Raw genomic sequence first — 13,161 nt, 5'->3', positions numbered from 1 at the left:
CAGCATGAAAAAAGTATTATTAATAGCAGGTTGTATAGCTGTTGTATTTACCAGTTATAGCCAGCAGAAGCAACCTATACTGGTTACTGATTTGCTGCGTATAAAGGAAGCGGACAATATCACTATCAGTCCGGATGGTAAAACAGTGGTATACACCGTAAAAAGTATTGTACCTGATACCGCTAAAAAAGACGATTATGTATATAATACCCGCCTTTGGCAAAGTAAACTGTCTGGCGGAGAAGCAAAGCCTTTAACAAAGGAAGGGGAGAACGCCACCCAGCCCGCTTTTAGCCCCGATGGCAAAACGCTGGTATATGTAAAAAATGTAAAAGGAAAACCGCAGTTATTTATTCACGCTTTCCAGGCCGATTCTGCCTGGCAGCTTACCAGTTATGTATATGGTGCGGGCAACCCGCAGTTTAGCCCTGATGGCAAACGGTTATTATTTACGGCTTCTGTTTCGCTGGCAGCTTATGTAAGTGATAGCGTGTTAAATGCCGGCAAACAATTACCGGTATGGAATGATGAGAAGCCGGGTTTTGTACACAACGAAGATTTGCTGGTAACCAAAGCGGCACCCGATGCAGATGGTGATATTGCTGCTATACGGTCGTATCTGTTAAAAAACGAAAAAGACAAGAAAGCGAAAGTCATTACCCGCGTACAATTCCAGGGCGAAAGCACTACCTCCGGCGAAGTGAATTTTTCGCACGTGTTTATGATAGAGGTGGCAAAAGGCGCTACCCCCAGGGCTATTACATCGGGCTATTATTCTTTCCGGAATGCCCGTTTTGTAAACAACGACCTGGTGGTGCTGAATGGTAAGATAGATGACACGCAGCACCCGGATAATGTAATGGAAGAACAGATATATACTGTTCGCACTAATGGAACGGGTCTCACTAAAATAGTAAGCGAGCCCGGAATGGCATTTTCGGTGCAAGCTGTTTCTGCTTCCGGTAAATGGCTGGCTTATCAACGCAATGTGCCGGGCACGGTGCATGTGCCTGCGTTATACCTGCTCAACCTGTTGCAACCCAATAGCAAACCCATAGCTATGGGTGTTGACCGAAGCGTGAGTGCAGTAAGGTTTACAGAAGATGAGAAGCAGGTATATTTTACCGTACAAACCAACGGTGGCGAGGTTTTGTATACTACGCTGCTGAACGCTATAAAGCCCGTTGCGTTAACGCCTGTTGATAAAGGTGTTACCGATTTTGATGTATGGGGCAAACGGCTGGTGTGGGCGCAATCGGGTGTAGACAATCCTTCCGAAGTATATGTAGCAGATGCCACAGCGCAACATGCTGTTTTGCTTTCTTCCTTAAACACGGGTTGGCTGGCTAATAAAGAAATCAGTTATCCTACACTGTATACTTTCACTAACAGCCAGGGTATGCAGGTGGAGTATTGGGTAATGAAGCCAGCTTCGTTCGGGAATAATAAAAAATATCCTTTGCTGCTGGAAATGCATGGTGGTCCTGCTTCAATGTGGGGGCCTTCTGTTGCATCCATGTGGCATGAGTATCAATATTACTGCGCTAAAGGTATCGGAGTGGTATATAGCAATCCCCGTGGTTCCAGCGGATATGGTACCGCGTTTTTGCAGGCTAATGTTAAAGACTGGGGCGAGGGACCGGCTTCGGATGTGCTTACTGCGTTGGATAAAACGGTGGCATTGGGATGGGCGGATACATCAAAGCTGCTGATAAGCGGGGGATCGTATGCCGGCTACCTTACTACCTGGATCATCAGTCACGATCATCGTTTTCGTGCTGCCAGCAGTCAGCGTGGTGTATATCATTTTAATACTTTCTTTGGCGAAGCCAATGTATGGCGTATGGTGCCGCGCTATTTTGGCAACTATCCCTGGAACGATTCTACCCGGGCTATACTGGAGCGCCAATCGCCTTTGAATTATGCCACCAATATCACTACGCCGTTTTTAATATTTCATGGTGAAAGTGATTTGCGCACAGGGGTAACACAAAGTGAAATGCTATATAAAACTTTAAAAGTACTGGGAAGGCCGGTGGAGTATGTACGTCATCCCGGTGCCAATCATGAATTGGTGCGTAGTGGTGATAACAGGCAGCGGATAGATCAGATGCTGCGTACCTACGAGTTCTTTTACCGGTTTATTCAATAGCTGGCTATAACCTGTATATAAAAAAGAGCAGGTGGCTGTTATTGCCTTACCTGCTCTTTTTGCTTGTAATGTATGGCCTACACGGGCATGGTTATTTCAAAACTGGCCCCTGTGTTAACCCCATTGCTATGTGCGGTTATCACGCCATTGTGCTGTTCTACTATTTTGCGCACCAGGTACAGGCCCAAACCTGTGCTGGCTTCTCCGGCGGTTCCTTCCTTACGGACATCAGTATAACGGTTAAATAAAATGGTAGCATGTTCTGGTGCAAAGCCCATACCTTCATCTGTTATGGTAATCACCAACTGGTTATTACGCTTAATGCCGTTCAGATAAATGGTACTGTTGGGGTTAGAAAACTTGATAGCGTTGGTTAACAGGTTTTGAAACACCTGTGTAAACGCTTCGGGGTTTACGGTAAACGTAAGGTTTTGATTCCATTGTTGTTTAATGTCAATGTGTTTGTCGGCTGCCTGTTGCGCCACATTGGTGATGGCATCGGCAGCAACTTTGGTTACGGATACGCCGGGAGTAAAGTTGCGGCCTCTTTCCAGGTCGTTATGGCTGAGCACTTCTAATATGCCATTTAAAAAGCCAAGCTGTTGTTCTCCAATCTGTATCATCATATCACCAATCTCCTGCAGTTGCAAACCGGCGTCCTCGCGTTTAATCAGGCGCCCCAGGCCTATAAACTGGGTAAGGGGGGTGCGCAAGTCGTGCGATAGCATGGCAGCTATATCCCTTTTTTCTTCCATTAAGGTATTGAGGGTGGTAAGGGTAAGCTGAATCTCTTTCATTAAAATACCGGCTTCATCGTTATAATGAACAGGCAGGGTGGGTAATTGTCTTTTTCCTATATAATCTTCCAACGCCTGCTTGGAACGATGCAGGGGCGCCAGTAGCTGGTAAAAAGTAAATAAGGCAATAACAGTAGCTAAAAGGGTAGCACCCAGCACCACCAGCACTGCACTGCCTTTGGTGAAGTTAAAAGCATCAAAGATGAGGCAAATACTAAGGATGATTAAAGGGATGTGAATGCCGATGAAGGCAATGACCATAAATTTGGCCGGATAGCTTTTTTTTATCCAGGGCCAGTTTGAAAGACCGCTGTAAATGGTATTCATGTATTTGTTGTTTTCCTTGAATGATGAGATAGCAGCCTTCCATTTGTTAAAATGGGGCTGCAAAATACAGTTACATAGGTTTTCAAAAAAGGAATGGATTAGTTCAAACTTACTTATATTCTCCAAATTGTTGCCGTAAACAACCGGCTATTTCACCAAGGTGCAGTAATTGCTTACCGCTTCTACCAGGGACATCAGGTTGGTGCCATCAGTGGCAACGGCTGCTATTTTTTGCAGGCTGTTGCTGGCCAGGGTGTTATCCCTGGTTTGACGCAGTTGCTGTAAACGGGCAGTTTGAATGTCAAATATGCTGTCGTAGCCTATCTGGGTAGGCAGGTCAAAGGCCACACGCAGGCCACGGGTAAATGGATATTCACCGGGCTGCTCTGAGGAAATATTGTCGTTGGCAATATCATTAGCGGTATATAGTTCTTTAATCTCTATTCCGCTGTCGGTGTATATTCTTTGTTGTTGTGGCATGGCAATCGCGTAAAGTTGGGTGTTGTTAGCTGAGTGGGGTGAAAGCAGGAAGGATGTTTTCCTGCTTTCACCCCTTCATCCTAACTACAATAATTTCTTGGCTTCGTAGCTCAGCACTTCGCTTACTACTTCGTGTAAAGCGCCTTTGGTATCAGTCATCAGGTATTCCAGTAACACCTTGTTTAAGTCTAAACCACTGGCATTGGCTGGCAGGGCATTGGCAAACTGGTTAATAACCAGCATGTTCTGTTCTTTCAGGTTTTTAATGGCTTTCCAGGATTCTGCGCTTACATATATCTGTTGGGTGATATTATAATCGTATTCCTCTTTCAGCGACCGGGTTAACAGCATTTGCATTTCTTTAGCCGAAATGCCCGACTGGTTAACGCGGGTAATTAAATTAGGGAGCGAAATCCTGTCTACCAGTAGAGTCAATCTTTCGTACGCCTGTAATTGCAGGTGTTGTCCACCCTGCACTTTCTGTTTTTCCAGAATATCGCCTTTGCGTTGCAGATAAAAAAGGTATCCTGCAAAACCTGCAATCATTACGCCTATCAAAACCGTAAGGGCCATGGTTGTGTCCATCTAATTATCCGTTTTGCAGCAAAAATAGGGATTAAGGGAGGTTTTCCGTAATCCGAAAATAGGGGAGCCGTAACACTGGCAGATATCACGTATTTTTGTACTCTTAAAAGGCTTATATGGAAACAATAGTTCAAACTCCTGTATCATTTACAGCCGGTGCAGTAGAAGAAATAAAGAAATTAATGTTGGCAGATGGTTTTGACGCCACCCAAAACCTGCGTGTGGGTGTTAAGGGCGGTGGTTGCAGCGGTTTAAGCTATGTGCTGGGTTTTGATCATAAACAGGATGGAGACGAAATTTTTGAATTTGAAGGCGTACCCTGTATCATAAATTCAGGCCATCAGTTATACCTGTATGGTATGGAAATCGATTATCAGAACAATCTGAATAACCGCGGTTTTGTATTTAACAATCCCAATGCCAGCAAAACATGTGGTTGCGGTACTTCTTTCTCGGCATAGAAGACGCATCCATCATTTGTTATCAGATATTAAAAGGGTGTCCCGTATATTTTACAGGACACCCTTTTTGTTTTCCGTTGTACTTTGTAGCTATCCACGCCAAACGCAACAAACTGCTATAAAAGCAAAAGCCTTCTCTATAACGGAGAAGGCTTTTGCTTTTATAACCGAACCTGAATGGCTTTTGTTATGTGTTAAACGATGTTACTAGTTTCTTCCACTACGTTGCGGCTGCGTTTGTTGTTGCGCAGGGGCTGGTGAGGGGGAAGGTCTGCTTACAGGCGCTCTGGATGGCTGTGCGGCCGGGGCAGGGCGCTGTACAGGTGTTGTAACGGGCCTTTGAATAGGAGCCTGTCTTTGCGGCTGTTGTGCAGGGACAGATTGTACAGGTCGTGAAGGAGACTGTACAGGCTGTTGCTGCTGAATAGGCCGTGGATTAGACGGTTGGTAACCAGGACGACTATTGTTTTGTTGTGGCTGTGATGGTTGTGGCTGCGGTTGCTGCTGAACTGGCGTTGGACGGCTGTTATTGTTCTGCGGCTGTTCTGCTGGTCTTGATGGAATGAATGTACCACGTCCACCGTTATTGTTATTATCCGTAACCGGTTGCGTTACAGGGCGTCCGTTATTATTGTTATCACGTCCTCCATTGTTATTGTTCTGCGGCTGCTCTATTGGTCGTGATGGAATGAATGTACCACGTCCACCATTATTGTTGTTATCTGTAACCGGTTGTGTTACAGGGCGTCCGTTATTATTGTCACGTCCTCCGTTGTTATTGTTCTGCGGCTGTTCTGTTGGTCGTGATGGAGTAAACGTACCACGTCCGCCATTATCATTCAATGGTTGTTGAGTAGAAGGGGCTGCATTATCACGACCTCCGCGTCCTCCGTTATTATTGTTTCCAGGTTGTGTAACAGGTCTTGAGGGAGTAACAGTACCCCGGCCACCATTGTTAGGCTGCAAAGGTTGTGGCGCGCCATTATTGGCTGGAGGAGTAACTATTCTTCCTGAATTGTTAGGTCTGTTATTATTGTTATTATTATTAACAGGAGTAAGTTCCCGGCCGCTACCGCCACGACCTATAGGACGATACATCTCAATTCTGCTACCATTGTTCACCGTGCGGCCTGGCTGGCGTGAATTGCCTAATTGTGCAGGAACAATGCGATTGTTGGTTCTGCGTTCAACATCTGCCCTGCGTGGGCCCATGTCGTAACGTGCATCACGGTATCTGCCGCCGTTGTTGATGATGGTGGTATTGTTAATAATAGTAACGTTACGTCCTCTGTCTACGCAATAGCTACCTACGTTAGGGTTATTAATATACCTGCTTTCTACGAATACCCAGTTATTGGCAGGGATGCCGGTAGATACACCATATCCCATACCAGGGCCTAAAGGAGCCCAACCGTAATAATCGTTGCTGCTTCTCCAGCTAACCCAGGCCGGTGCCCAGTCATAACCAGGAACCCACATCCAGCCATAAGGAGAGCTTACCCATCTGCCATAGTGAAAAGGTGCCCAACCCCAGTTGTAATCACTTACCCATGTCCAGCCATAGTTGGTATATTCCCAACGGCCGCCTGTTTGGTAGGGGGTAAACCCTGGCTGATTGTATATCCATACCTGGCCATAGCTGGGGTCTGTTGTCCAGGTGCCATAAGGACTTAACTCCTGGTAAAAAGTATTATAATCTATATTATTCTGAGGATCGGCGTAATAATCTTCATCCGTTACTGCAGCAGTGGTGTTGCCGTAAGCAGGGGAAGGTGAAGAAACCGTAGTATAATTCGTATGTGAACACGAGGTTCCCACAAATACCAAAGCAGTCAGTACCGCCAGGTATTTAAAGGAAGTAAGCATGTTAAAGTTGTGTAGCTCGGGTTTCATATTGTCTGTTTTAAGTTGAAATCAATGTTTGTATCTACGGATACTGAACTTTTATAGAAGTAATGCAAGGTTGGTACCATTCGTACTTAAATACTGCCAAACGTTTGTTAATGGGTGGGAGTCGGATCATTACGTCGGCGAAAATCGGCTATTCGGAGGAAAAATAGCCAATAGCCTGTGTTTAAGGGATAATTTAATGAGTTTTTTATGGCAAAATGTCTTTATATATTAGAATGAGATCTATATTTATTGCCAGGCGCGAAAGATGTTGTAGCGATTGCTTTTTATCATTTATTTATTAACTGCCATTTCATTTACAAACAAATACGAAGGTAACTTGGCGCCTGGTATACATTGCCTGCCATTGATTCCTGTACACAAAGAAGAATAAACAAAAACTTATGACGGAGGTAAAAGCATCAGATGATGTTGTAATGGGCATTGATATTGGAGGATCGCATATCACGGCAGGATTAATTCATTTATCCACAGGAACAATTGCTAACCATGTTATTATTCGTAAGCATGTAAACAGGCATGCATCAGCAGAAGAAATACTCTCTAACTGGTGCGATGTCATCTGGGAATTGTGGGGTGAGTTTGATTTGAGTGGTGGCAAACTGGGCTTTGCCATGCCAGGCCCTTTTGATTATCAGGCTGGCGTTAGCCTTATAAAAGGCTTTGACAAATACGATGCTTTATACGGCATGAATATTCGCGAAGAGTTATCACAGCGTTTAGGAATAGATGGTGCCGATATCCGTTTTAGAAACGATGCGGTGGCTTTCCTGGAAGGAGAGGTGCGCTACGGTGCTGCTAAAGGTTACAAGCATGCTATCGGCCTAACACTCGGTACTGGCCTGGGATCAGCTATCAGTCACAATGGCGTTACCACAGATGCCGAGTTAAGTGTTACGCCTTATAAAGATGAGCGGATTGAAGATTCCGTTTCTACCCGCGGATTGGTAAGAAACTACCAGCAACTGACAGGCGAAACATTAGCCAATGCTCAACTGATAGCAGAACGTTTTTACACAGATGCCAATGCCGCTGCTGCCTTTCAGCAGTTTAGCAACGACTTAACCTGGTTTCTGCAATATTTTATCCAGCAACAAAAGCCGGAAATTGTAGTGATAGGAGGCAACATTGCCCACTCCTGGAAACTGTTTGCCGATGATTTAATGAGCCAGCTGGCCGCAACAGTTACTACCATGCCCGAAATTGCCATGGCAGCCTTAGGTGAGCATGCCGCACTACTGGGCGGAGCCTGCTGCTTTGAATAAATTAAGTATTACACCATAGTTGTATCCGGCCGGCGCATTCCTCTGCAGGTAAGCGCCGGTTAATATGCATCAGCTGCCTTAAAAACTGGCAGGCCTGTGCGGCAATTAAAATAGTGTGGCATACTAATTCGTCAAATGGCTTTAGTATGCCACATACGTTTTCAAGCACTTAAAACCTGAATCCTGCAGTAATATACGGCAATGCCCCCTCGTTGGAAAAGCCCACAGCTGCCTGGATAATAAACAAATCGGCAGGTATAATATATAATCCACCACCATAGCCATCATGCCATTGGTGAGATGATTCGCCGGGCAACCATACGCGGCCTATATCGTTAAAAGCCACCAGGCCCGCGGTGCCGGGCAGCAGGTAAGAAGCAAAGTTGAACAGTTTTAAGCGCAGCTCCAGGTTATGGTATACGGCTGTTTTGCCGGTAAAGCGGTTGGTATGAAAGCCGCGCAGCATTTGTGCGCCGCCCAGTTGCATCATTTGAAAATAAGCAGGGTTGCCAAAGGTGGTGCCGCCAGCCACCCGGTTAGCCATCACCAGGGTAGAATCGCCCAGTAACGGAACATAAAAGCTGAAATCGGTAGTTACTTTACCATAGCTCAGATGGTCGCCATTGGTTTGTGTCATTCCGGTGATTTCTGCATTCCAGTGTATGCCCCTTACCGGCATAAAATTACTGTTGCGGGTGTCCGCTTCGGCACCGGCTACCAGGCCGGCAAACAAACGGTCGTCAAACACTTTCTCTGCGGGATAAACGGCATTATAAGCATTTAAAAAGCGATGGGTGTTATTGCGCTCACGGCTGGTGTAAAACTGACTCGCAACACCTGCATTAAAAGTGAGGTGCCTGCCCGCAGGATGATACAATCGAACATCTCCATTGATCACATCATAACGGTTGCGATAGTAATTGATGGTTTTATCCCCCTCATTCACAAACACACTTTCGTTGCCCAATCCAAAAAAGTTGCTGAGGTTATTGGGGCCGCGTGAAAAGATGTTTACCCGTAAATCATTATTACCAATGGCTTTTTTAAAATCGGCCAGGTATTGTAATATAAACGATTGCCGGCCGGTGATATAGCTTACTATCAGTTGATGCTGCTGTGCATAAGGCGTTTTACGAAAGCCTTGTTTTTCCAGCATCATATTCACGCGGGCCATCAACCCCTGGTCGGGGTTATATTGAGCGCTAAACAAAGGACCTAACCTGTCAAATAAAAAGCTCCGGCGGTTATAGCTGTTCACGGCACTGTCGGTAGAAGTGCGAATGCGCGCCTGCGAGCGGGAAGGCAGTGCATTAGGTTCATCAGAGCGATCGTAAATAAATAGCTTGCCTGTGTTGCGTACCTCTGGTGCTATATAAAAACTGTCGCGGTCGTCACCGCCTATCATACGTATTTTAATAGAGGAAGTAGCATCCCCTTTCACAGAGAAAATATCGTGTCCGCCCAAACCATATAACCTTATTTCACGGGTTACATCCGGGTGAAAGTACTTACTGTAAATAAGGTCCTCTACGGTACCATCTTTCTTTACTTTATAAATATTCACCGCCACTTGTCCGCCGGCTTGTTTGGTAATATCAAACAGCTCCTGCTTATCCGAAGCGGGTACATCTGCGTTTTTAGTAATAAAGCCATAGTAGGCCATGGCTTCTTTACGCAGGTTGTTACGGCGTGCAATCAGTGTGTTGATGATATGCTCTCCTGATAAGGCGTAAATAGTATCTGGCATCAGGCGAACCGCTGCACGAAGCAAACTATCCGTAAGGGTAGTTTGCAGATAGGAGATCTGTTCCTGCCAGTCCTGCTCGTTCAGGCCATTGAGAAAGTAGCGGTCAAAATAACGGGCGTTGAAGTTAAAGCCGTTAATGTCACGTATGTTGTTGTGAAAGCCCTGGAATTTCGATTTCAGCCATTGGTGGGAGAGTATCCAGGGAAATACACCGGTAGTGTTATAATACACCTGGTCGCGGTCGCGTGGTACAGGCGTGTAGGTCACCTTCTTTTTCTCTTTCACCCTTTCCCAGCGCCATTGGTCTTCGTGGCGGTCCCAATCGCCCAGCAACATATCCAGCAGGCGGGCACGTAATACAATCTGCTGGTTTACGCGGGTGTCATTGTCTTCTTCCAGCTTGCGCTGTGTTTTATCGGTGTTATCGGTGCGGTCTGCATCTATGGGTTCTCTTTCTTCAAATAAAAACACGGCATTGGCAAAGTCTTGCCGGTAAGCGCCCAGGGCGGTATCATCCGGCACATATACTATCTGCGGGTTGGCGTGTGGTATGCCCAGGGCTGCAGCCATAGGCGGTACGGTTAACGAAGAAAAAGGATGGGCAGTCACCACCTGGTCCTGCAAAATGTCTTTGGCAATGGTGGCGCGCAGGTTAGGCGGCAGGCCACGCTCGGGATATTTTTGTAGGGTACGCAATACCCATTCCTTGCCAGTAGCGTCTTTCAGCCGTAGCGACCGGGTTTGCAAACCTCCTCCTCTTTGTTCTATGGTAAGGCCGCCTTTTTCTTTAGCCAGGTAAAACACCTTCAGCTTTACGGGAGCAGCCCATAGCTTGCGGTAGCTTTCACCAAACCAGAAGCGGTGCACACCGCTAACACTGTCGTAAGCAGGAGAGATGGCTACAGTAATGCTGTCTGCAACAGGGGCAGTGCTTTGGGCACCGGCATAGCAGGTTGCAAGCAGGAGCAGTGCCATGCACAGAATGGATCGGTACAATGTCATGGTTTTTATTCAGACAACAATTATGCTAATGTAGCGCCACCCATCACCTGCACACGAATAGCTTTCATCCCCGTTAATCCTTGCAGCTCTTCCAGCTCCAGCCATTCTATATCAGGCCCCAGTGTGCCTTCTTCCTGCAATATCTGAATGCTTTGCAGGTAATCGGCTATTTCGTTCTTGCCTGAGTATACAATAGCAATGGTGCCGGGCTGTGTAAGCCTTTGCGCAGTGTCTTTGATATAAGCTTTGTCAATGCGTTTCTTCACTACCTGGTAGCGTATGTTATAGCTGCCTTCTACATCAAACCTTTTTTCATCGGCACGAAAAGCAATATCTATATGTGTACCGTGCACAAAAATCAGCTGCGTGGTTTGCAGTGCTTTGGGCATTAAAGGCAACAAAGCTTTGGTTTGTTGTGCCAGCAATGCCATCACTTTCAGTTGGCGGTGCCTTATTTTTACCAGGCTCAACGCATCAAAATGGCGGGTGGGGTCAATGCTCTGGCCCGCGTAAATATCATATTCCACCCCGTCTGTTCTGAACTTCTCAAAATAACAGGGGTATTTCAGTTGCAGTTTTTCGTTAAACACATCCAGTGTTTTACCTACTGTGGCGTTAATCAGCTGCATAGAGGTTTCCAGCTCGCGGCGTTGCTGAAACGTAATGCCATCTTTAGGATTGATCGCCTGCATATAGGCATCAATAACAGAAGCCGGACCTGAATGACTGGCTTTAAGACTTTTCAGAAAAGCAGGTATTTCGCGGTGCAGGTAGTCTTCCAGCTTCATAGCATGGTAGGGCGAAAGGTTGGTACTTACTTTCACCTTATGCTGCCACTCTTCACACTTCTTCTTCGTTTCGCTGCTGATAAGGCAGGTATCGCACTGCTGTATGGCCTGCAATGTGCTGTCCAGCAAACGCAGGTGGGTTTCCAGATCGGTTTTCAGTGCCTGGTTCCGTTCTTCCGTGCTGTTGCGTATATCTACCGCGCCGTATAGCGGGTACACATCTTCAAAGGCAATACGGGGTATTTGCGGTGTGGTGTTTTCCTGCTCCTGTTGCAGGTAGTTCCAGGCAGCTTCGTTAAACTTCCATTGCACAGCGGGCTGTAAGGGCGTAAACTTATCGTTGATAATACGGGTAATATCGTTCTTTAAATCTTCCCTCGATTGTTGCAATAACTGCGATAGCGTTAACGATGCGGCGTTCAGCTGACTCAGCATGCGCTCGTTAATCATGTTCTCTTTATCCGAAAACACTTCCAGCACACCTGCCAGGCTGCCCTGGTAGTAAAGCGGAACAATGACAAAAGAAAATATATTATGATCGGCCAGTATTTTCAATGCCGGCGACAAATCCTGGTGTAGCGGGGTGATAGAACGCAAAAACACAATACGCGGCGATGCCACATAACTTTGCACAAAGCCCTGGAACATATCTTCTCCAAAGCCATGCTGGCGGGCCAGTTCTATCAGGGTACTTTGCAAGCCTACCCCGTTTTTAAACACATATTTATTGTTGATCTTTAACAGCGGCAACAGGCCAAACCCTATATCGGGGCTACCTATCATGCTTTTTAAAGCCAGCTCTATGCGTGCAAAGTTTTCGTTGCTGGCGGTTTGCGCGTGCTCTACTACAATATCCCGCAGCGTGGTAATGGCGTGTTCGGCTGTAACATCGGTTAAAGAAATGATAGACAGCCCTTCAAAATGGAACATATCCAGCGGCAGTTTCTTTTCCAGCACCGTAAGCGGATGGTTGGTGGCAGGCAGTTGATCCTGCAACGATTCCATGGTTAACTCCGGTAAAGGCCCTTTGGTATGTATCTGTAAAAAGCGGTCGTCAAAGTCAAGGCGGTAATAACGTTCCAGCCCGGTACATTCATCTATGGTTTTATGAATCATGTCCGTATGGCCAAACGATATATTATAGAGTTTATGCAATATCAGGGCGTAAATGCGCATGAGCTTATTCACGCGCCATTCTTCCTCGCTCTGTTGAATCATGTTGGGTTTCAGGTTGCAGATATTGGTATTATCCGGCCTGTCTACCGTAAGCATGTCGTAAAAAGCATGAGTGGCATAAAACACCACCGGCGATACGGGCGTACACACTGCCCATAAAAAGTTCTGTTCCGATATTAACGGGGGAGTCGCTATCGCATAAATCTGCTCCAGCACCTCTTTATATTGTGCAGCCTTTTCAGGCGCAACAGGTTCCTGTAATTCGGGATATTTGGCAAAAGCGTCAAGAGCCACCCGGTAATGGGTGGCCTTGGCGGTATGTTCTTCCTGTAATTTATTTTCTAGAAACTGGATAAAGGGTTTAAAGGACAATACGGCTTCCAGCTTATACGGGCTGCTGGTTCCTTCTGCCAGGTTTAACAACGTTGTCTTCATGTTCTCCTCTCTTTTAACTGCCTTTCTTCAAACTT

9 protein-coding genes are annotated in these 13,161 nt (G+C 46.2%); 3 read left to right on the top strand and 6 right to left on the bottom strand.

Annotation, left to right across the window (positions count from 1 at the left end; genetic code table 11):
* Positions 1–4 precede the first annotated feature (4 nt).
* Positions 5–2,152 (top strand): S9 family peptidase, encoded by a 2,148-nt coding sequence (locus tag FLA_RS18550; protein WP_076378845.1) that lies wholly within the window; start codon positions 5–7, stop codon positions 2,150–2,152.
* 77 nt (positions 2,153–2,229) lie between these two features.
* Here the strand turns inward: FLA_RS18550 and FLA_RS18545 are convergent, their stop codons facing one another.
* From FLA_RS18545 to FLA_RS18535, 3 genes are all read right to left on the bottom strand, one after another.
* A complete protein-coding gene (locus FLA_RS18545) occupies positions 2,230–3,276 on the bottom strand; it encodes a sensor histidine kinase (protein ID WP_076378843.1) in 1,047 nt (348 codons plus the stop codon).
* 147 nt (positions 3,277–3,423) lie between these two features.
* The gene (locus FLA_RS18540) at positions 3,424–3,756 is read right to left on the bottom strand and encodes a methylmalonyl-CoA mutase family protein (protein WP_076378841.1); all 333 of its coding nucleotides are present in this window, start codon (positions 3,754–3,756) and stop codon (positions 3,424–3,426) included.
* An 84-nt stretch (positions 3,757–3,840) separates the two neighbouring features.
* Entirely contained in the window at positions 3,841–4,341 is a 501-nt protein-coding gene (locus FLA_RS18535) for a DUF7935 family protein (RefSeq protein ID WP_076378839.1), read from the bottom strand.
* A 116-nt stretch (positions 4,342–4,457) separates the two neighbouring features.
* Between FLA_RS18535 and FLA_RS18530 the strand changes: the two genes are divergently transcribed.
* The gene (locus tag FLA_RS18530; RefSeq protein ID WP_076378837.1) at positions 4,458–4,802 is read left to right on the top strand and encodes a HesB/IscA family protein; all 345 of its coding nucleotides are present in this window, start codon (positions 4,458–4,460) and stop codon (positions 4,800–4,802) included.
* A gap of 207 nt (positions 4,803–5,009) precedes the next feature.
* Here the strand turns inward: FLA_RS18530 and FLA_RS18525 are convergent, their stop codons facing one another.
* Positions 5,010–6,695: a DUF6600 domain-containing protein gene (locus tag FLA_RS18525; RefSeq protein WP_076378835.1), complete on the bottom strand. Its 1,686-nt coding sequence runs from the start codon at positions 6,693–6,695 to the stop codon at positions 5,010–5,012.
* A 401-nt stretch (positions 6,696–7,096) separates the two neighbouring features.
* Here FLA_RS18525 and FLA_RS18520 point away from each other — a divergent pair, with 401 nt between their 5' ends.
* On the top strand, positions 7,097–7,978 hold the full coding sequence (locus FLA_RS18520; protein ID WP_076378833.1) for an ROK family protein: 882 nt from the start codon (positions 7,097–7,099) through the stop codon (positions 7,976–7,978).
* 169 nt (positions 7,979–8,147) lie between these two features.
* Here FLA_RS18520 and FLA_RS18515 read toward each other — a convergent pair whose 3' ends face one another.
* Both FLA_RS18515 and FLA_RS18510 read right to left on the bottom strand, forming a co-directional pair.
* Positions 8,148–10,700 carry a BamA/TamA family outer membrane protein gene (locus FLA_RS18515; RefSeq protein WP_231940282.1) on the bottom strand — a complete coding sequence of 851 codons (2,553 nt, stop codon included), beginning with the start codon at positions 10,698–10,700 and terminating at the stop codon, positions 8,148–8,150.
* A gap of 47 nt (positions 10,701–10,747) precedes the next feature.
* Positions 10,748–13,126 carry a GAF domain-containing protein gene (locus FLA_RS18510; RefSeq protein WP_076378829.1) on the bottom strand — a complete coding sequence of 793 codons (2,379 nt, stop codon included), beginning with the start codon at positions 13,124–13,126 and terminating at the stop codon, positions 10,748–10,750.
* Positions 13,127–13,161: the final 35 nt, after the last annotated feature.

It is taken from the genome of Filimonas lacunae, from assembly GCF_002355595.1.
GTDB classification, from domain to species: domain Bacteria; phylum Bacteroidota; class Bacteroidia; order Chitinophagales; family Chitinophagaceae; genus Filimonas; species Filimonas lacunae.
The sequence above is the reverse complement of the archived record's forward strand: the minus strand, read 5'-3'. Positions and strand labels throughout refer to the sequence as shown.